Annotated in this window: 21 protein-coding genes; 9 read left to right on the top strand and 12 right to left on the bottom strand. The window is 40.7% G+C overall.

Annotation, left to right across the window (positions count from 1 at the left end; translation table 11 throughout):
- Nucleotides 1-6: 6 nt before the first annotated feature.
- Together ABT310_RS10030 and ABT310_RS10025 are read right to left on the bottom strand one after the other, a co-directional pair.
- Nucleotides 7-195, bottom strand: coding sequence for a hypothetical protein (locus ABT310_RS10030; RefSeq protein WP_375323768.1), 189 nt, complete (start codon nt 193-195; stop codon nt 7-9).
- Nucleotides 196-768, bottom strand: coding sequence for an RNA polymerase sigma factor (locus ABT310_RS10025; RefSeq protein WP_375323767.1), 573 nt, complete (start codon nt 766-768; stop codon nt 196-198).
- A 144-nt stretch (nt 769-912) separates the two neighbouring features.
- Here ABT310_RS10025 and ABT310_RS10020 point away from each other — a divergent pair, with 144 nt between their 5' ends.
- The 3 genes from ABT310_RS10020 to ABT310_RS10010 all read left to right on the top strand — a co-directional run bounded on the left by ABT310_RS10020 (nt 913) and on the right by ABT310_RS10010 (nt 3,155).
- Complete coding sequence (locus ABT310_RS10020; RefSeq protein WP_375323766.1) at nt 913-1,599, top strand: hypothetical protein; 687 nt, start codon at nt 913-915, stop codon at nt 1,597-1,599.
- 143 nt (nt 1,600-1,742) lie between these two features.
- Entirely contained in the window at nt 1,743-2,294 is a 552-nt protein-coding gene (locus ABT310_RS10015; RefSeq protein ID WP_375323765.1) for an SRPBCC domain-containing protein, read from the top strand.
- 21 nt (nt 2,295-2,315) lie between these two features.
- Entirely contained in the window at nt 2,316-3,155 is an 840-nt protein-coding gene (locus tag ABT310_RS10010) for an alpha/beta hydrolase (RefSeq protein WP_375323764.1), read from the top strand.
- A gap of 27 nt (nt 3,156-3,182) precedes the next feature.
- Here ABT310_RS10010 and ABT310_RS10005 read toward each other — a convergent pair whose 3' ends face one another.
- Genes ABT310_RS10005 through ABT310_RS09995 form a run of 3 tightly spaced genes read right to left on the bottom strand, consistent with a single transcriptional unit; the run spans nt 3,183 to nt 6,139 of the window.
- Nucleotides 3,183-4,331, bottom strand: a complete 1,149-nt coding sequence (locus ABT310_RS10005; protein WP_375323763.1) for an MFS transporter — start codon at nt 4,329-4,331, stop codon at nt 3,183-3,185.
- Nucleotides 4,332-4,349: 18 nt separating this feature from the next.
- Nucleotides 4,350-5,618, bottom strand: a complete 1,269-nt coding sequence (gene kynU, locus ABT310_RS10000; RefSeq protein WP_375323762.1) for a kynureninase — start codon at nt 5,616-5,618, stop codon at nt 4,350-4,352.
- Between the two features lie 56 nt (nt 5,619-5,674).
- Nucleotides 5,675-6,139: a GNAT family N-acetyltransferase gene (locus ABT310_RS09995; RefSeq protein ID WP_375323761.1), complete on the bottom strand. Its 465-nt coding sequence runs from the start codon at nt 6,137-6,139 to the stop codon at nt 5,675-5,677.
- Nucleotides 6,140-6,204: 65 nt separating this feature from the next.
- Between ABT310_RS09995 and ABT310_RS09990 the strand changes: the two genes are divergently transcribed.
- On the top strand, nt 6,205-6,846 hold the full coding sequence (locus ABT310_RS09990) for an O-methyltransferase (protein ID WP_375323760.1): 642 nt from the start codon (nt 6,205-6,207) through the stop codon (nt 6,844-6,846).
- Here ABT310_RS09990 and ABT310_RS09985 read toward each other — a convergent pair.
- The 6 genes from ABT310_RS09985 to ABT310_RS09960 all read right to left on the bottom strand — a co-directional run bounded on the left by ABT310_RS09985 (nt 6,812) and on the right by ABT310_RS09960 (nt 12,290).
- The gene (locus ABT310_RS09985) at nt 6,812-7,384 is read right to left on the bottom strand and encodes a phosphatase PAP2 family protein (protein WP_375323759.1); all 573 of its coding nucleotides are present in this window, start codon (nt 7,382-7,384) and stop codon (nt 6,812-6,814) included. The genes ABT310_RS09990 and ABT310_RS09985 overlap by 35 nt on opposite strands.
- Nucleotides 7,385-7,392: 8 nt before the next feature.
- Nucleotides 7,393-7,665 (bottom strand): twin-arginine translocase TatA/TatE family subunit, encoded by a 273-nt coding sequence (locus ABT310_RS09980; protein WP_375323758.1) that lies wholly within the window; start codon nt 7,663-7,665, stop codon nt 7,393-7,395.
- An 81-nt stretch (nt 7,666-7,746) separates the two neighbouring features.
- Nucleotides 7,747-10,062, bottom strand: coding sequence for a M1 family metallopeptidase (locus ABT310_RS09975; protein WP_375323757.1), 2,316 nt, complete (start codon nt 10,060-10,062; stop codon nt 7,747-7,749).
- A 63-nt stretch (nt 10,063-10,125) separates the two neighbouring features.
- A complete protein-coding gene (locus ABT310_RS09970) occupies nt 10,126-10,644 on the bottom strand; it encodes a DUF6702 family protein (protein WP_375323756.1) in 519 nt (172 codons plus the stop codon).
- A gap of 117 nt (nt 10,645-10,761) precedes the next feature.
- Nucleotides 10,762-11,553: a hypothetical protein gene (locus ABT310_RS09965; RefSeq protein WP_375323755.1), complete on the bottom strand. Its 792-nt coding sequence runs from the start codon at nt 11,551-11,553 to the stop codon at nt 10,762-10,764.
- Nucleotides 11,553-12,290: a hypothetical protein gene (locus ABT310_RS09960; RefSeq protein ID WP_375323754.1), complete on the bottom strand. Its 738-nt coding sequence runs from the start codon at nt 12,288-12,290 to the stop codon at nt 11,553-11,555. The genes ABT310_RS09965 and ABT310_RS09960 overlap by 1 nt, the downstream gene beginning before the upstream one ends.
- A gap of 212 nt (nt 12,291-12,502) precedes the next feature.
- Here ABT310_RS09960 and ABT310_RS09955 point away from each other — a divergent pair, with 212 nt between their 5' ends.
- From ABT310_RS09955 to ABT310_RS09935, 5 genes are all read left to right on the top strand, one after another.
- The gene (locus tag ABT310_RS09955) at nt 12,503-14,584 is read left to right on the top strand and encodes a hypothetical protein (RefSeq protein WP_375323753.1); all 2,082 of its coding nucleotides are present in this window, start codon (nt 12,503-12,505) and stop codon (nt 14,582-14,584) included.
- A 2-nt stretch (nt 14,585-14,586) separates the two neighbouring features.
- A complete protein-coding gene (locus ABT310_RS09950) occupies nt 14,587-15,753 on the top strand; it encodes a gliding motility-associated C-terminal domain-containing protein (RefSeq protein ID WP_375323752.1) in 1,167 nt (388 codons plus the stop codon).
- Nucleotides 15,754-15,818: 65 nt separating this feature from the next.
- Nucleotides 15,819-16,553 (top strand): M15 family metallopeptidase, encoded by a 735-nt coding sequence (locus ABT310_RS09945; protein ID WP_375323751.1) that lies wholly within the window; start codon nt 15,819-15,821, stop codon nt 16,551-16,553.
- Nucleotides 16,554-16,593: 40 nt separating this feature from the next.
- On the top strand, nt 16,594-17,358 hold the full coding sequence (locus ABT310_RS09940) for a M48 family metalloprotease (protein WP_375323750.1): 765 nt from the start codon (nt 16,594-16,596) through the stop codon (nt 17,356-17,358).
- Between the two features lie 115 nt (nt 17,359-17,473).
- Entirely contained in the window at nt 17,474-17,641 is a 168-nt protein-coding gene (locus ABT310_RS09935) for a DUF6747 family protein (protein WP_375323749.1), read from the top strand.
- 97 nt (nt 17,642-17,738) lie between these two features.
- Here ABT310_RS09935 and ABT310_RS09930 read toward each other — a convergent pair whose 3' ends face one another.
- Entirely contained in the window at nt 17,739-18,128 is a 390-nt protein-coding gene (locus ABT310_RS09930) for an ankyrin repeat domain-containing protein (protein ID WP_375323748.1), read from the bottom strand.
- Between the last annotated feature and the right edge of the window lie 118 nt (nt 18,129-18,246).

The following is an 18,246-nucleotide window of genomic DNA, read 5'->3' as shown; positions in this document are numbered from 1 at the left end:
TTGAATTTAATCGTCGCCCATAGTTTTGAAAAGTTTGCGAAGGGCGCTACCAAGATTGGTGGAAAACAAAGAGGCCATATCCATGATCAACTTTGCGGCCGCAATGTCGTTCATCACCTTTTTCTTCATGTGAGGAGGAACTTCCTTTAGCGAGGCTTCCAACTCTTTAAACGGGTTTTTGTGTTGCTTTGCCATCTAATCTAGGGTGTTATAGATTTCCACTAATCTTTCCTTAGCTCGTTTCAAACGCATTTTTGCAGCACTTTCACCGATATCCATCAAGTTGACCAAATCTTTTATGCTGGCTCCATCTTGGTATTTCAGCAATAAAATAGATTTGTCTTCTGCCGATATAAGTTCCAATGATTTTTGTAGCTTGTCCGTTTTCATTTGGTACAAGCTTTGGTCCGGAACTTCCTCGGTCAGTTTGTATTCTGAATCATCAACCTGAACGGATTGGTCGTTCATTTTTCGTTGTTTATTACGGTTGATATAGTTAACGCAGAAATTATAGGTAAAGGAATAGAGCCAAGTGGAGAACTTGGATTTCCCCTTGAAGGTTCTAAGTTTAATAAATAGCTGCAAGAACACATCCTGTGTTAAATCTTCAGCTTCGTCGTCGGATTTTGCAAACCCATAACATTTGTTGTACACCATTTTGGCATAACGATCGTATAATTTACCAAACAACAATGGATCGTTGGAGTCAACAATCTGTTTCACCAATTCCTCATCAGAAAGATGGGCATAAAGATCTTCCGTTTCCAAAAACTTTTTGTCGGGGTTACTTATAAGTATTAGAAACAGATGTTTTAAAAAAGTCACTGAGTTGGGTTATTTTTTATCCGGATTTTTTCCAAATGGGGGGCAAAAGTAACATATTTTCATGGTATATTTGATTAAAAACCAGACATGAAGCCCTTATACCAACCATTACTATTTGCCATTTTATTGTTTACAGCCTGTAAATCCGAACCCAAAAAAACAGAAGAAACCCAAGCCCCGACCCCACAGAAAAGCATTCCTGAACTGATTGCAGAGGCCCACGGGTTTGAAAATTGGAAAAATGTTGAAGAGATTACCTTTACCTTTAATGTAGATAGAGATTCCATGCATTTTGAGCGTAGCTGGAAATGGGCTCCAAAAACCAACGATGTCACTGCCATTTCAGGACCTGACACTTTAGTGTACAACCGAAACAACATGGACAGTATCGCACTAAAAACCAATGGTGGATTTATTAATGACCGATACTGGTTGATGGCCCCATTTAATTTGATGTGGGACTCCAAAAACTACACCTTTGAACATACAACGGGTATAAAGGCACCCATTAGCGGTGACCCCATGCAAAAACTCACCATTGTATATGCCAATGAAGGTGGTTATACCCCTGGAGACGCCTATGATTTTTATTTTAAGGATGATTACATCATTCGTGAATGGGCCTATCGAAAATCCAACCAAGAAGAACCTAATTTGGTATCCACTTGGGAAGATTATGTGGCAATGGAAGGCTTACAAATTGCGAAACAGCACAACCGACCCGAAGGTGGCACCAATTTGTACTTTACTGGGCTTTCGGTAAGCATGGAATAAACTTTGTTAGCCAACTTAATTTATTAGAGCATTCAATTTTGGGTTAACCTAGTAAAAGAAGTTCATCCAAATACGAATGTATTTGGGGTGATGCTCAAGTATTCCTTACCATGACCCGCAAACGAAAAAAATAAATAGCTGGTATGAAAAAAATAATATTCCTTCTTTTATCAGTCTTTTTTGTATCCATCACAAATGCACAGGAAAAAAGAGTTATTTCAACAATTGACTCGTCCAAAACTCCTGAATTAGTCTTAATTCAAGAATTAACCGTTAAAGCATCCATAGATTCTGTTTGGAACGCCTACACCACTAAAAATGGTTGGGAAAATTGGGCTGTCCCACTTGCGGAAGTCAACTTAAAGGTTGGTGGGTTTATAAAAACAAATTACAATGAAAAGGGACAAATTGGAGATAGCACCACTATCACGACCCATATTATAAATTATGTCCCAAAAAGATTGCTGACCCTTCAAGCAGAGATCACTGATAATTTTCCAGAATTCATGAGGGACGATGCCAAAGATTTCTATAATGTCATTTATTTTAATCCTTTGGAAAATGGGTATACAAATATCAAATCCTTCGGAATTGGCTATAAAAACACGCCTAAATACCTGGAATTGATGAATTATTTTATTCCAGCCAATGAAAAGACCTTACTGAAATTGATAACATATCTCGAAAAAAGCTAACTTTTTGAGTAATTAAAAGTCATGAAAAATCTTTTGATTTTTACTGTTCATATCCTTTTAGGAAGTCTTCAAATAGCCTGCAATCAACCTAAGCCTGACAACCTATCAAAAAAAGAAGAAGACCAATTTGTCATCAACTCAAAAATTTTAGGAGAAACCCGAACCTGTCTGATAAGTCTACCCGAAACCTACTTTGAGGTATCCGAAAAAGATGAAAAATATCCCGTAATCATTTTACTGGATGGGAATGTTTTTTTCAAAACTACGGCCGGGGCGGTTCAATTTATGAGCTCGGATAGCAATCGAAATCATTTAATGCCAAAAAGTATAATCGTTGCCGTTGAAAACGTGGACCGTGAACGGGATTTTACGGTGACCAAACTAAAGACCAAACGCCCGAACACCATGGGCGGTGGAAAAAAGTTTTTAGGTTTCATCCAAAAAGAGTTACTGCCCTATCTTGATACAAATTATAGAACAAAAAAGTCCAGAACACTCATTGGACACTCTTTAGGTGGGCTTCTTACTTTAAATGCATACATGGATGAAAACAACATTTTTGATGCTTACTTGGCCATAGACCCCAGTATTTGGTGGGATGAGGAAACAATAAAAAACAAAGTGGACTCCGTTCCGTCTACATCGTTGAATAAAAAATTATTTATCGCCACCGCCAATCAAGGTGAGGCTAATTACGAGCGCAATAAAAAAAGGCATGATACCTTGTATTCACTTTTAAGAGAAAGAATGGAAGGGGGTAATACTGTTTCTATACAGTATTATGAAACCGAAAACCACAGGTCTGTTCCTTTAAAGGCGATATATGATGGTTTAAAATATTTGAATGGTGATACCCAATGAACTGGGGTAACTCATGGTTCTCCACGCTTATTTTCCTCTTCTATTCAAGAAAAAAGTAATCCCAAAAACCAAAAGCGTCAAGCACATCAATAGAACAAAACTATAATTCAGGGAGGCACTTTCTGCAATAAACCCTAGGATAACAGGTCCCAGCAAAAATCCAATATAGCCCGAACCAGCTATAAAGGCAACTCCTTGTGAAGAATCTACTCCCTTGACATTGCCTCCTATTCGGAATAATTCAGGTACGATCACCGAAAAACCAAGTCCATTCAATGCAAATCCCACAATGGAGATTATAGTGTTCTGGGACAGCACCAAAACAAAACCCAGCGCAGCAATAAGGGCACCTAGCCCCACAATTTTAATAGGGCCAATCTTGGCACTAATGCCATCACCTAAAAAACGTCCTAAGGTCATGGTAGTGGAAAATGCTAAAAATCCAGCACCTATCAACATTTCTGGAGCCTTGGTCATTTCTTTGAGGTAAAGGGCACTCCAGTCGACAATTGCGCCTTCACTTCCGTACGAAACAAACCCAATAATCCCCAATAATAGTAACGGTCTGAACAGCTTCAAACTAAACGGCTCTTTTTCAACAGGGGCGGCCACCACATTGATGTAATGCTTCCTAAAATACAGATTGATCACAAACACCAAAACCACGGTAATGCCCATGTGCAATACCGGATTACCAATTACAGGTATCAGCAAACTCCCCAATCCCACTAAAATGCCTCCCAAGCTAAAAAAGCCATGGGCCGCTGACATAAAGTTGATTTTATCTTCTTTTTCAATCTCCGTGACCAAGGTATTGATTGCAATATCAGTGAAACCCGTTCCCGCCCCAAAAAGGTAGAGCCCACCCATCAACATTAAATAATTGGGTGCCATAAGTGGCAGCATGGCGGCAACCGAAACAAACATTACACCAATCCAAGATGCCCTGCCTACTCCAATTTTATTGATGATTTTGGAGGCCATCGGAAAAATGGTAAAAACACCCAACGACAAACAAAAGAGGGCAATACCCAAATCTGCCTTATCAATTCCCAGCCTTTCCTTAACTGTTGGAATATAAATGGCCCAGGTTCCAAACCAAATATTTACACTGGTAAATATCCAAGAGGGTGCAAAATACCTTGGATTGGAGAGAATAAGCAAGAGTGATTTCATTGAAAAATAAGGGTGTGGTTATTTATTGAGGATACCTTGCTTCAAAATTTGACCGAAGTTGTACATATCCTCAAATGAGCAATATAAGGGTGCCGGGGCCAATCGAATTACATTGGGCTCTCTCCAATCTGTAATAACTCCGCTTTTCATTAGGTAATCGAAAAGTGAACGTCCTTCACCATGCAAAAAGACCGAAAGTTGACATCCTCTTGCCTCTGGGGTTATAATTTCAAAGGTGCTGTCCACTTCTTTATCTATTTCGTGAAGTACAAACTCCAAATAGGCCACAATCTTATCTCGCTTTTCAATTATGGCTTGCATGCCCACTTCATTAAAAATCTCCAAAGAGGCCAAATAAGGCGCAATGGACAAAATAGGTGGATTGCTCAACTGCCAAGCATCTGCTGTTTCGGTGGGGTCAAATTCTGGTTTCATTAAAAAGCGAGTCTCTTTTTTGGTACCCCACCAACCTTCAAAACGAGGAATGTCTTCCTTTCCCAAATGTTCTTTATGGATAAAAACCCCCGATGCGTTTCCTGGGCCACTGTTCATATATTTATAACTGCACCAAGCGGCAAAATCGGCTCCCCAGTCGTGAAGTTTTAATTCAACATTACCTACACCATGGGCCAAATCCCATCCCACAAAAGCACCTGTGGCTTTTCCTGCTTTGGTAATGGCTTCCATGTCCAACACTTGACCGTTGTAATAGTTAACGCCTCCCATGAGCACCAAGGCCAATTCATCTCCCACCTCTTCGATTTTTTGAAGAATGTCCTCGGTATGCCAAGCATGCTCACCCTCTCTTTTTTTAACCTCAACAATGGCCTCGGAAGGGTCAAGACCATGAAAACGAACTTGACTTTGCAACATGTACTGATCGGAAGGAAATGCTTTTTCTTCACAGATGATCTTAAAACGTTTTTCGGTTGGGCGATAAAAGGAAACCATCAACAAATGGAGGTTGACCGTCAAGGTATTCATCACCGTAATTTCTTCGGGTTTTGCCCCTACTACCCTACCGAGACCTTCGGCCAATCGCTCATGGTAATCCCACCAAGGTTTTTCCGCATAAAAATGTCCTTCCACAGCCAATTCCCGCCAATCTTTCATCACCTCATCCACGTACTTTTGAGTGCGTTTAGGCTGAAGTCCAAGTGAATTTCCGGTAAAGTAAATCACATCTTTTCCGTTGACTTGCGGAAAATGAAATTCGTTACGGTATTGGGACAGTTTATCTTGGGCATCTAGTTGCTTTGCAAACTCGAGCGTGTGTTGAAAAGTCATACTAATGTATTTTGTTTCAAAAATACGATTTGTAACCCTATTGTGAAGCAAAGAAATTATTCCAATCGCATCTCGACCATATGCTTTTTAAAACCTACTTTTTCATAGGCTTTGATAGCGGGTACATTATCGCAATACACCGTCAACCGGATTTCTTTAAGACCATTTTGTACCGCCCAATCTTTTAAAAAGTCAATGATTTTGGCATTGATGCCCTGACCCCGAAAGCCATTTTCGGTAAACATAAAACCGAGGTAGGCATAATCTTCATGATCCAAATAATGGCGTGCTTTTTTCACTAAGGCAAATCCAGAAGCCACCACTTGGCCATTCACTTCTGCAACTACCACACAAGATTCTTCATCTTGCACCAAGGCTTTTAGGTCGTAATAGTTAATCGGATCTTTTTGTATGGTAGGGTCAAATGGTCGTTCTGCCTTTATCACACCTTGTTCGTATTGCAGTAAGATGGGTAGGTCGTGCACATTGGCACGTCTGACTTGGATTTTGGGAGTTTCCATAAGATTCAGTTGGTTAATGAGCAAGACAATGTAGTTCTTTTCTATATTTTTGCGAAAATTTACGCATGCATTTCCTTTCTACCTTATTGGAAAATTACATAGCCGATAATTCACAAGCGGAACCCTCCCTGCTTACGGAACTCACTCGTGAAACCCACCTAAAGGTGGTACAACCCAGAATGATCACGGGACATTTTCAGGGTCGGGTATTGAGTATGCTGTCCAAGCTGATTTCGCCCAAATATATTTTGGAAATTGGTACCTACACCGGGTATTCGGCGCTTTGTTTGGCCGAAGGGCTTCAAAAAGAAGGAGAACTCCACACCATTGAAGTGAACGAGGAACTGCACCAGTTACAGCGCAAATATTTTGATAAAAGTGATTTTGGGCATCAAATTGTGCAACATACGGGTGATGCCCTGGAAGTGATTCCCACCTTGGATTTCACTTTTGATTTGGTTTTTATCGATGCACAAAAGGTGAATTATGATGCATATTTTGAGGCGGTGATCCAAAAAACAAAACGGGGCAGTGTGATTCTTTCGGATAATGTGTTATGGTCCGGAAAAGTAGTAGAGCCTTTGGAAAAATCGGATAAAGCCACGGCAGCATTGCTTGCCTACAACGAAAAAATAAGCAAAGACCCTCGAGTGGAAACGGTATTGCTTCCTATTAGGGATGGCTTAACCCTAAGCCGGGTGCTATAAATTTTTGGTACAACCAGTAGAACAACAATCCTGATAAAATTCCGACCATTGCCCCCACTATAATGTCAATCGGAAAATGCACTCCTACATAAATTCTGCTCATGGCAAACAAAATGGGCCAGATAAAAAACAACAGGCTCCATTTTACTTTTTCCTTTAGGAAAAGATACACGAGCACGGTAATGGAAAATGAACTGGAGGCATGCCCAGAGAAAAAGCTATAATCCGTTGGGCTTTTTAAAATACGGATTAGTGTATTGATCTCTTCGGTATTGTTGGGGCGCAAACGGGCCACGGAAATCTTGGTCCAATGGGTAATTGCCGTGATAAAGACGACCAATCCCACAACCGTCAAAAATTTATAAAGAGCTTCTTTCTTGGAAAATTTGAAGTAGAATAAAAACAAAAAGAGTACAAAAAGCGGAATCCATGTTGTGATGTTGGTCACTGTGGACCAAAACGTATCGTACTTCTCAATGCCCAAACCATTAAGGTATACAAAAGTATCCCTATCCCATTTGAGCAACTTTTCCAGCATTGGAATTATTATTTATTAAGATCTCGCTTAATGGAGCCGGTCACTTCGTCCATGTTCTTTTTCACATCACTGATCTCCTTTCGGATATCTTTGGTGAAATCGGTATCCACATCAGCACTTTTTTGGATTTCGCGCTTAATATCGTCTGTTGCGTCCTTAAGTTGGCGCATACCTTTACCCAAACCTTTGGCTATTCCCGGAATCTTATCCGCACCAAACACCATCACCACTATAAATAGGATGAAAAAAATCTCCGCTCCGCTAATGAATAGAAAATACATAGAACAAATATAATCAGAACTTGGTAGCAAAATAAAAAAAGCCCCGTGAAATCACGAGGCTCTTTAACACTGTTTTTATTATTATTCTCCTTTGATGTTATCCTTAAACTGATCAAAGTCTGATTTCTCTTCTTTCTTAGGCCAAGAATTGTTTGTGGTGTCGATATCGGCAGTCTCCAATTTAGGATCAACCACGATGCCCACCAATTCTTTTTCTGATGAAATAACTCTTTTCACTTCAGCATCGTTCTTTCTCCAAATTTCTGGTGGATAAGTAACGTTCTCGGTAGTTCCATCGGCATAGGTATACTCTACGATCAAAGGCATTGGAATTCCTCCTGGTTTGTCGAAAGTGATTTCGTAGAAGAATTTTGGTTCTTTAACCTGTGCTCTTTCAGCTTCTGTCATGTTGTCCATCATAAACTCTTTCAAGTTTTGTGAGGTTTCCGATGGAGACTTTCCTTTAAGATCAGCTTCAAAATCCTCGCTGTCCTCTTCGGCCAAGTATACCAATGGTGGTAGGTCGGCTTCAGTAAGGTTTCTATCTGCCATGTATTTTTTCATTTCGGCAGTAGGCTTGTTGGTCACGTAATATTTTTTAACGTCCTTCACGCCTATATCCACATAATCGGTCGTGTAGAACCATCCTCTCCAGTACCAATCCAAATCCACTGCTGATGCATCTTCCATGGTACGGAAGAAATCTTCAGGGGTTGGGTGTTTGAACATCCAACGTTGTGCATAGGTTTTAAAGGCGTGGTCGAACAACTCCTTGCCCATCACTGTTTCTCTCAAAATGTTCAAGGCGGTAGCTGGCTTTGCATAGGCGTTTGGCCCTAGTTGATACACGTTTTCTGGGTTGGACATGATTGGCGAGATATAGCTTTGATCACCGGCCATATAAGGAACGATCTTTGCTGCATCCCCTCTTCTTGAAGGATATTTTTCATTTGGAGCAATCACGGAAGGATTGTTTTCTCCAAAGGCTTGCTCTGCCAAGTATTGCATAAAGGTATCCAAACCTTCATCCATCCATCCCCACTGACGCTCATCTGAGTTCACGATCATTGGGAAGAAGTTGTGTCCTACTTCGTGGATGATCACACTGATCATTCCGTATTTGGTTCTATCGGAGTAGGTACCATCTTCATTAGGACGGCCATAGTTCCAGCAGATCATTGGGTATTCCATACCTTGATTTTTCGCATGCACGGAAATCGCCTTGTGGTATGGGTAGTCAAAAGTGTGCTTTGAATAGGTCTCTAAAGTCTGGGCCACTGCTTTTGTCGACAATTCTTCCCAAAGTGGGTTACCTTCCTTTGGATAAAGGGATACGGCCATAACGTCTTTGGACCCCACTTTAACGGCCTGCATGTCCCAGATAAATTTTCTGGAGGAAGCAAACGCATAGTCACGAACATTGGTCGCTTTGAACTTCCATGTTTTGGTATCGGTAGCGAAACCTTTTTCAGCGGCTTCTGCTTCTTCTTGGGTTACAATGATCACTGGCTTGTCGTACGACTTTTTAGCGGCTTTGTAACGCTTCATCATTTCTTTGGAGAATACCTCATCACGGTTTTGCAATTCTCCAGTAGCATCCAATACGTGGTCTGCCGGTACAGTGATGCTTACATCGTAGTTACCAAAGGTAAGGGCGAACTCCCCGCTACCCCAGAACTGATGGTTTTGCCATCCTTCCACATCGCTATATACGGCCATTCTTGGGAAAAACTGTGCGATCACATAGGCACGGTTGCCATCTTCCGGGAAATACTCGTATCCTGAACGGGCCCTGTTAACGGTGTGATCAGGAATATTGTACCACCATTTTATGGAAAAAGATACTTTATCTCCACTTTTTAATGGCTCTGGAATGTTGAGACGCATCATGGTTTGGTTGATGGTATATGACAATGGCTTGCCACTGGCATCGGTAACCGATTCAATGTTAAATCCTCCATCGAAAGGCTCACTGATATAAGTTTCCGTAAAGTTTCCAGCAGTGTATGCAATATTCACTCCGTTTCCATTTCTCAATGGAGACTTGGAATCCTTAGCACGCACATTTTGGTCCAATTGAATCCAAAGAAACTCAAGATCATCGGGGGAGTTGTTGTAATAAGTAATGGTTTCCTCTCCATGGATTTTGGCATTTTTATCATCCAATTGAATGTCCATTACATAATCGGCCTGCTGTTGGTAGTAATCGGGACCTGGCGCCCCTGAAGCAGACCTGTAGGTATTGGGAGTGGAAAACTCCTCGTACAATTGTTTAAATTTACTTTGGTTGTAATGACCGGGCTCCCGTTCCTTTTTTACTTCGCCCTCTTCTTGCGCCATAAGCACGGCACCGAAAAGAAACATTACGGAAGCTACGTAATACTTGACTTTGTTCATTTTTTATCTGAGTTTTAGTAAGCGTGAAAAATAATATTTTTTAACTTAACTGTAAGAAATAGGTTATAAGTTTAACATTCCTTTATTGTTGCTCTTGATCAACACAAAACTTTTTTTGTTTCCGTCCCATTTAACATGCACCAAATTCTTCTGTTCGTCGAACATGTCGGTCAGAATTTCGTTCTGCACGGTCAAGGTCTTCACTTCGGGTAATTTGATGTTGGGGATTTCCAAATAACATATCACCACATCGGTATCGTACTTTTTGCCCAAAAAGGTATAGGAAACGGGTTCGCCATTGATTTCGATGACAAATTTGGTGTTGAAATATTTCTCGATGTAATCTACTGCAATCTTGGATTCTTCGGGAGTGGCCAAATTAGCTTTGATGCCATATCGTTCTTCCAAAAGATCATCTAGATCATCAATAAAAATACGACTGGTTATCTGAAAGGCCTCGTCTTTTTGAGAGTACACCATATTGGTGACACTCACATAAAATTTGTGCAGGTTGGTAAAGGATAGAAACAATAGCATTGCCATCGGCAGCAAGAGCCATTTTGCATTTTTTCTCTTCAACATACGCTATTAGACTTTATAGGTGCTACAATGTTACAGTTTTAACAAAGTTTGTGCAATTTACTTGCCAAACTAATTTAAATGTCAGATTTCAGATACTAGATATCAGACTCCTGACTCCTAATCCAATCCATTATTTTCACGATAGGCCCTACTTTTTTCTACCATCACACCCCAAATTCTCAATTTGTCTTGGGAGCGTATAGCTGATTGAAAATTCTCATCCACCTCGCAGAAATACATAAAATCTTCTATTTTCTCTGCTGGAATCTTCAAGGTGGTCACAAAAACGGAATCGGCATAGGAGTTCTGAATCCTTTGGGTTGTCGCATAGGTTTTGTCGACCTTCACTCTATTCTTGAGCATTTTGGTTCGACCTGTTATCGCATTGATGATAGGGTCTAAGGGTGGACTCAATATCATCCCAACATTAAATTTACCTGCAGTGGCTTGTTGTAATTTTCGCTCACTTTGCGTTACTATCCGTTGTTTCGCATTGGGCAGTCCCAAAGATTCAGCAGTAACAACGCCGCCCGAATTCACCCGATTTACATCCTGGGTCAAATCGCCCGACAAATTATAAGGGCTCACCACTACTTCCTTAAGTTGATTTACAAATTCTTGAAGCGGAACCTCTATAAAACTGGTATTGTACAATGCTTCTGAAACAGGAAGGGTTTTCTTTAAAAAATGCACCGCAGAAAAGACCAAAGTATCGTTGACTCGAACATTGATATTGAAATTTCCTTCCAAATCGGTAATTACGGCTTGCTGTGTGGTCGTGTTTTGCACCACGACCCCAACAACGTCCTTATCCACACTGGTCACCCTCCCTTGAAGTAACTTTTCATCATTTTGCGCCACTAAAAAATGAGCCGCAAACAGAAAAAAAGCAAGGTTGATTTTTCTCATTACTCTTCCAAGGTTGCCAAATATTCCTTGCTCTGGGTTACTAGAAAATCAATAAGTTGAAACTCATTTTCTTTTTTCAGTATTGTTTGTGAAGGAATTTTATCGTCACAATACAATAAAAATGCATCTATTTTATCTTGTGGCAAACGAAGATCGGCCACAAAAAATTCATCATCGTATACATGGCGTAGCACTTCGCTCACCTTTAAAGGAGGTCTTTCTTGGCCCTCCACTTTCTGACTTTTAAAAAGTGCCTTGAAAATATTCACAAAATTCAATCCGTCTTGCATCCCTCTTACCGTGCGTGATTCTGCAATATTCTCCACTTCGGTTCCTCGGTCGATATCGTAGGTGAACTCCTTAAATTCTTCGTTCTGAACCTGTAAAAAACGCTCTTGGTTGTCTGGGGTTACCACTACTTCATCAAGCTCTCGCACCTTTTCATTCACTTCCACCACCAAACGGTTATTGGTCAAGATCTCAGGGGTTATGGTCACGATTTCAAGTTGATAATTGACCGCCGTGAACACCAATTGGTCACCTTCCTTAACGGCAATGATAAACTCCCCGTTATCATCGGTAATAGTGGCATCGCCACTGGTAGAGTTGATTACATTCTCGTTGGGCACATTGGAGCTCATGTACATCACCTTGCCCCTTAGCATTTGTCGTGAGTCTTGTGCCAAGGACCAGCCCGATACCAACAAGGCGAATACTATCAAGAATGTATTTTTCATTTTTAAGTGTTTAGCTTGGGATAAAGTAAATCTTTGGCATCGAAATATAAAAGTTAGATACCGTAAACTTTTGTTAATTATGCTCCTACAAATATACCGAATCCCAAATCCATTCACCTTGGAATTTCGTGTTTTGACGGGATTTATGATCATATTTAAAACATAAGTTTAGCTTTGTGGGTCCCGTTGGGAGAACCTCAAACAACAAATGCGTGAAAACTTCAATCTTCTATACGATCATTGGTCTTCTCATGATCAACACCTTAAGTGCCCAAGTTAAAATAGGTAATAATCCCCAGAATTTAAATGCCGCCTCCATTTTGGAATTGGAAAGCAGCAACCGTGTTTTGGTGATCACTAGGGTCACCAATGCCCAAATGAACACCATTAATCCCTTGCGCGGTGCATTGGTGTACAATACGGATGAGGAGTGCATCCATTATTTTAATGGCACCGGCTGGGTGAATATTTGTGAAGAATTGGACAATTCGTTTACGGTAAGTACACGAGCGGATTATTTAGGTGCATTGAATCCCAATGCCCGTGATAGCACAGTGGTGATCACTACCAGCACCAATCTTGATGACAGTGTGAACTACAACTTTGAGGTAGGGCAAATCACAGGGGCCAATATTATTGACAGAACCGTAAATGGTGATAAAATAGTGAATAGTTCCATTACAGGTATAAAACTTCAAAATAGATCAATTACCACTACTAAATTAGAAGATGGTGTTTTAGAAAATGACTTGTTTGTTTGGAAAGGAAATGCCTGGACAATTACAAATTCATCCGAACTTGAAATTATTGAAAATGATGGCATTATAGGCAATGAAGTTGTTAACGCCACCTTAAATGGCTCTTTAACAAGAAATGGTGAAGGTACTGAGGACGACCCATATACTTTGGATGTCAAGGAAAAAGGAATAAACACTGATGAATTAGAAGATGGTGCTGTTACCGAAATAAAACTAGATAAAGAAAGTATTCCATTAAGTGGATTTGCAGAGCCCTTGACCAATGTTTCAATGGGTAATCTTCAAATCAACAATCTTGAAAATCCAACCTTTGATACGGATGCTGTAAACTTACAAACTTTAAATACTGCGATTGCAAATTCTGAAGCTTTAGATGATGATACGGATGATAACAATGAAATCCAGAACATCGAGGAAGTGCTTGCTGATGGAAACAATGCCAATGGAACGACAATAACAGGACTGGGAACACCCACAGCAGCGACCGATGCCGCAACAAAAGGATATGTAGATGCACTTGATGGAACAGACGACCAAGACCTTGGAATCGGTGCAGGTGGAACTCCAAACCAAAGTGTAGAATTAACCATTACCGATGGAACAAGTGCCACCATTGACATCCGTGATGCAGATTCAGACATTACAAACGAAATCCAGAACATCGAGGAAGTGCTTGCTGATGGAAACAATGCCAATGGAACGACAATAACAGGACTGGGAACACCCACAGCAGCGACCGATGCCGCAACAAAAGGATATGTAGATGCACTTGATGGAACAGACGACCAAGACCTTGGAATCGGTGCAGGTGGAACTCCAAACCAAAGTGTAGAATTAACCATTACCGATGGAACAAGTGCCACCATTGACATCCGTGATGCAGATTCAGACATTACAAACGAAATCCAGAACATCGAGGAAGTGCTTGCTGATGGAAACAATGCCAATGGAACGACAATAACAGGACTGGGAACACCCACAGCAGCGACCGATGCCGCAACAAAAGGATATGTAGATGCACTTGATGGAACAGACGACCAAGACCTTGGAATCGGTGCAGGTGGAACTCCAAACCAAAGCGTAGAATTAACCATTACCGATGGAACAAGTGCCACCATTGACATCCGTGATGCAGATTCAGACATTACAAACGAAATCCAGAACATCGAGGAAGTGCTTGCTGATGGAAACAATGCCAATGGAACGACAATAACAGGACTGGGAACACCCACAGCAGCGACCGATGCCGCAACAAAAGGATATGTAGATGCCATTACAGAAGAAATTATTTTATCAGGGCAAGTTGCTGCAGGAACAAGCACAAGCATAGGGGAATACACAATTACAGATGTAGCAATAACCACAACTTCGATTATTCAATTAACCGTAGAGGAAAATCCATCTGGTGACCCTATTATAATTCAATTAGCTTCTCAAAATAATGGTGATTTTTCGGTAAAGATTTATGAGTTTACTGGTGGAGCAGCACCAACCCTAACCGATGCCAACTGGCAATACATTGTTGTGAATCCCTAAAAATGAAAACCCTCATTCCCATAGCACTCTTTTTTACCACCAGCATAGCTGTGGCGCAAACGGCATTGTACAACAGTGGTAATTTTCAGGTGCACAATAATGCCAATATTGGCCTGCACACCGATTTTATCAATGATGCCAACTTTGACCAATCGAACGGCTTGCTTGGATTTTATGGATTTGATGTTCTTGAGGTTTCAGGAAACATACCACCCACATTATGGGATTTAGAAATTGTGATGAGCGAGTATTTGTTGTTGCAATTGCCTGTTATGGTACGGAACAACGTAAATTTTATTTATGGTAATGTAGATACGCCCGCTACCAATAGCTCTATCTATTTAAATTTTTTGGACCAGAGTTTTTATACTGGCGATAGTGATGTTTCTAAAGTTACGGGAGTTGCGGCAGTGACCAACCAAAATGTTTTTAGTTTTCCCGTTGGAGATTATATTTATCTCAGACCCTTAACTTTACATGGAGAGGAAATAGCATCTCTGGCAACTTGCGCCTATTTTTTTGAAAATCCATCTAACCCAATATCCATTTCCAGTCAGTTTAATACCAACAATAAAGTTGCTGATATTGGTACGGTTTCGGACAGGGAGTTTTGGATTGTTCAAAGCGATGTCCCCGCCCAAGTTACGATAAGTTGGGATGGTCGCAGTGACTTGGTATCCATTCCCAATGCCACCTTTGAGTCTATTATTGTGGTCGGATGGAGCAAATCCAGCAATCAATGGGTCATTATTGGCAATGCAGGCCAGAGCGGAGATATTAACCAAGGTTTTGTTACCTCAGAAACATTTGTGCCAAGCGACTATGCTGCCATTACTTTTGGCACCACTCCCCTGCCAACGGATACTTTTGCCGTGAACAATCCCACCTTGGGCAACTATTTTATGAGTCCTAACGGCGATGGTATCAACGATGCCCTGGTTATCGATGGACTTGAAGAATCGCCCAATAATGTGGTGCGCATTTTTAACCGTTACGGACAAAAAGTGTTTGAACAAGTGAACTACACCAACCAATTTAGAGGCGTGGCCAATACGGGCACTTTGGTTTTAGGTCAGGAAAAAGGATTGCCCGAAGGAGTATATTTTTACACAGCATCACTTTTCGACCTAGAACTGGAATACACTGGTTTTTTGTTCTTGGATAATTAATCCAAAATACCTAGCTGCTCCTTTTACTAAAAAATACTTCTTAAATTGGTCAAAAATCCGAATCAATGAAAAGAAGGACGTTCTTAAAAACAACATCAGCATCCAGTCTTGCCCTTGGAATACCTCCAATTTTAACGTTTGGGGATGTCGCGGAATACTCCACCGAGGAACTGATGGGCAAAGCCAATGTTGAATTGTTTGGTGAGGGAATCAATCTAAGAAAAGAAGCTTACGAGTCCTTTTTGGAAATGAAAAGTGCTGCGGCCGAAGACGGTATCAATATTAAAATCGCTTCTAGCTTCAGGGATTTTTACCGTCAAAAGAGCATTTGGGAACGCAAGTATACGCAATACACCCAAACCGATAACATGGAGCCGATTGATGCAATCGACAAAATCATAGAATACTCCACTATTCCAGGAACCAGCAGGCACCATTGGGGCACCGATATTGATATCATCGATGGCAACAAAAAAGTGGAAGGCGATGTTCTGGTCGAAGAAAAGTTTGAGGTAGGTGGACCTTATGATGAACTAAAATTATGGATGGATATCAACTCAAAAGATTACGGATTTTATTTGGTTTACGACGACAATCCTAGACGAAGAGGTTTTAAGTACGAACCTTGGCATTATAGCTATGCCCCTATTTCCATTCCAATGTTAACCGATTACCGAAGACTCAATGTTTTGAAGTTGCTTCAAAAAGAGGATATTTTGGGTGCCGAACACTTTACCACAGGTTTTGTTCGAACCTATGTGCAAGACAATATTTTGGACATCAACCCAGAATTATTATAAGTCTTTTTTTGTAACTTCAACTTACTAGAACACTACCACCATGAGAAGAGGAAGTTGGAGGATTCGCATCCTGATCGGTTTGGCGATTGTGGCCTTTGCCTTTGTTCGCCGTTGCAGCAACCAAGAGGAAAACCCATATACGGGCAGAACCCAAAATATTGACATGACAGCTGCTGATGAAATTGCCATTGGATTGCAAAGTGCTCCTGAAATGGCGGAACAACACGGTGGACTTTACCCCGATGAACGCATGCAATCTCTAGTTGATGCCGTTGGAAATCGGTTGGTGAACAACAGTATTGCCCGCGAAACCCCTTACCGATATGAGTTTCATTTGTTGGCAGATGACCAAACCATCAATGCTTTTGCCCTTCCCGGAGGACAGATTTTTATTACCTACGCCCTTTTTTCACAATTGAACGAATCCCAATTGGCAGGCGTTTTAGGTCATGAGATTGGGCATGTGATCGGTAGACATTCTGCGGAACGTATTGCGGAAAGTAGTTTTTGGCAAACTTTGGCCACTGGAGCCTCTGTTGGTGGCGATATGGGCAGTTTGGTGGCAGGCATTGGTCAAAATACGTTGTTGACCAATGGAAGGGATGATGAACTGGAAAGTGATGAACTCGGGGTGCTGTTTATGATTCAAAGCAAATACGACCCGTATGAAATGATTGAGGTTATGAAGGTATTAAAAGCAGCGGCAGGCCCAAATCGTGTTCCAGAGTTTCAAAGCACCCATCCCGATCCCGAAAACAGGATAGAACACATTAAAGAGGCCATTCAAAAATATTCAGGTCGATAGAATCTGTACTTCATCGATAAAAAAATTGAGTCACAAATAAATCCTTACCTTTGAGTCAACCCCAAATCCTACAACCGTTCTCTTAGCCCATTTTGCTATTTAAAAGAGAGAACACATGGGAACACTAGTACATTTTAAAGATCTCTATTTAGAGGCGTTTGACGATTGTAAACCTAGCTTTGTGGTACTTTTATTAAAAGGGTACTCCGTTTTTTGTGCGGTAATGCTGTTTTTGGCATTATATGCATTTATGTACAGAGCTTTTACAGGTTTCGAATTCTAAGCCGAAAGAAACACTCTTTTGCAAGAACACTACATAAGTAAATGAAATGAAAAAGCCCATCCGCATTGGATGGGCTTTTTTGATGAATAAAACCCCTCTATTTTTTCATAGCAGATTCTAAAACTTCAAGTGCTTCATCGGCATGCGACAATTCAGCATATTTTTTAGCGGTCAAACCTTTGTCACATCTTTTTTTAAGGTCAGCTCCATTTTCAATAAGAACTTTTAGCACCTCTACTTTGTTGTACCTGCAGGCATAATGTATGGGTGCTCTTCCCAATGATTTTTGATTTACGTCCTCTCCAAGTTCAATGAGCTTTTTAACCGTATCCACATCACCTTGGATCACGGCTTTGCACAAAATACTAAGTTCAGGAGCAACGTTTTCGGTAGTCGGTTGAATGGCATTGGAGCCGAGGTCATTGGCAGAAATGCCAGTTGTGGCCACAAGTAATGCAATGGCCACCGTGAAGATTGTTTTTTTCATGATGTTTTGATTTTTTGATTAATGAATATTAGTTATAAAAGTAGACTCTTTAAAAATCAATATGTTACAGGATTAACAGTATTATAACCAAACTTTAACAAAATATCAGGTTTTAAAG

Origin of the sequence: Flagellimonas cixiensis, from assembly GCF_042134615.1 — a bacterium.
GTDB lineage: Bacteria > Bacteroidota > Bacteroidia > Flavobacteriales > Flavobacteriaceae > Flagellimonas > Flagellimonas cixiensis.
Note: the sequence above shows the minus strand (reverse complement) of the source record. Positions and strands in the feature narration are given on the sequence as shown.

Bases quoted from the DNA above. Each gene is read 5' to 3' on its own strand.
- ABT310_RS10030 (WP_375323768.1), bottom strand. From the start codon at position 195: ATGGCAAAGCAACACAAAAACCCGTTTAAAGAGTTGGAAGCCTCGCTA.
- ABT310_RS10020 (WP_375323766.1), top strand. From the start codon at position 913: ATGAAGCCCTTATACCAACCATTACTATTTGCCATTTTATTGTTTACA.
- ABT310_RS10015 (WP_375323765.1), top strand. From the start codon at position 1,743: ATGAAAAAAATAATATTCCTTCTTTTATCAGTCTTTTTTGTATCCATC.
- ABT310_RS10010 (WP_375323764.1), top strand. From the start codon at position 2,316: ATGAAAAATCTTTTGATTTTTACTGTTCATATCCTTTTAGGAAGTCTT.
- ABT310_RS10005 (WP_375323763.1), bottom strand. From the start codon at position 4,331: ATGAAATCACTCTTGCTTATTCTCTCCAATCCAAGGTATTTTGCACCC.
- kynU (WP_375323762.1), bottom strand. From the start codon at position 5,618: ATGACTTTTCAACACACGCTCGAGTTTGCAAAGCAACTAGATGCCCAA.
- ABT310_RS09995 (WP_375323761.1), bottom strand. From the start codon at position 6,139: ATGGAAACTCCCAAAATCCAAGTCAGACGTGCCAATGTGCACGACCTA.
- ABT310_RS09990 (WP_375323760.1), top strand. From the start codon at position 6,205: ATGCATTTCCTTTCTACCTTATTGGAAAATTACATAGCCGATAATTCA.
- ABT310_RS09985 (WP_375323759.1), bottom strand. From the start codon at position 7,384: ATGCTGGAAAAGTTGCTCAAATGGGATAGGGATACTTTTGTATACCTT.
- ABT310_RS09980 (WP_375323758.1), bottom strand. From the start codon at position 7,665: ATGTATTTTCTATTCATTAGCGGAGCGGAGATTTTTTTCATCCTATTT.
- ABT310_RS09975 (WP_375323757.1), bottom strand. From the start codon at position 10,062: ATGAACAAAGTCAAGTATTACGTAGCTTCCGTAATGTTTCTTTTCGGT.
- ABT310_RS09970 (WP_375323756.1), bottom strand. From the start codon at position 10,644: ATGTTGAAGAGAAAAAATGCAAAATGGCTCTTGCTGCCGATGGCAATG.
- ABT310_RS09965 (WP_375323755.1), bottom strand. From the start codon at position 11,553: ATGAGAAAAATCAACCTTGCTTTTTTTCTGTTTGCGGCTCATTTTTTA.
- ABT310_RS09960 (WP_375323754.1), bottom strand. From the start codon at position 12,290: ATGAAAAATACATTCTTGATAGTATTCGCCTTGTTGGTATCGGGCTGG.
- ABT310_RS09950 (WP_375323752.1), top strand. From the start codon at position 14,587: ATGAAAACCCTCATTCCCATAGCACTCTTTTTTACCACCAGCATAGCT.
- ABT310_RS09945 (WP_375323751.1), top strand. From the start codon at position 15,819: ATGAAAAGAAGGACGTTCTTAAAAACAACATCAGCATCCAGTCTTGCC.
- ABT310_RS09940 (WP_375323750.1), top strand. From the start codon at position 16,594: ATGAGAAGAGGAAGTTGGAGGATTCGCATCCTGATCGGTTTGGCGATT.
- ABT310_RS09935 (WP_375323749.1), top strand. From the start codon at position 17,474: ATGGGAACACTAGTACATTTTAAAGATCTCTATTTAGAGGCGTTTGAC.
- ABT310_RS09930 (WP_375323748.1), bottom strand. From the start codon at position 18,128: ATGAAAAAAACAATCTTCACGGTGGCCATTGCATTACTTGTGGCCACA.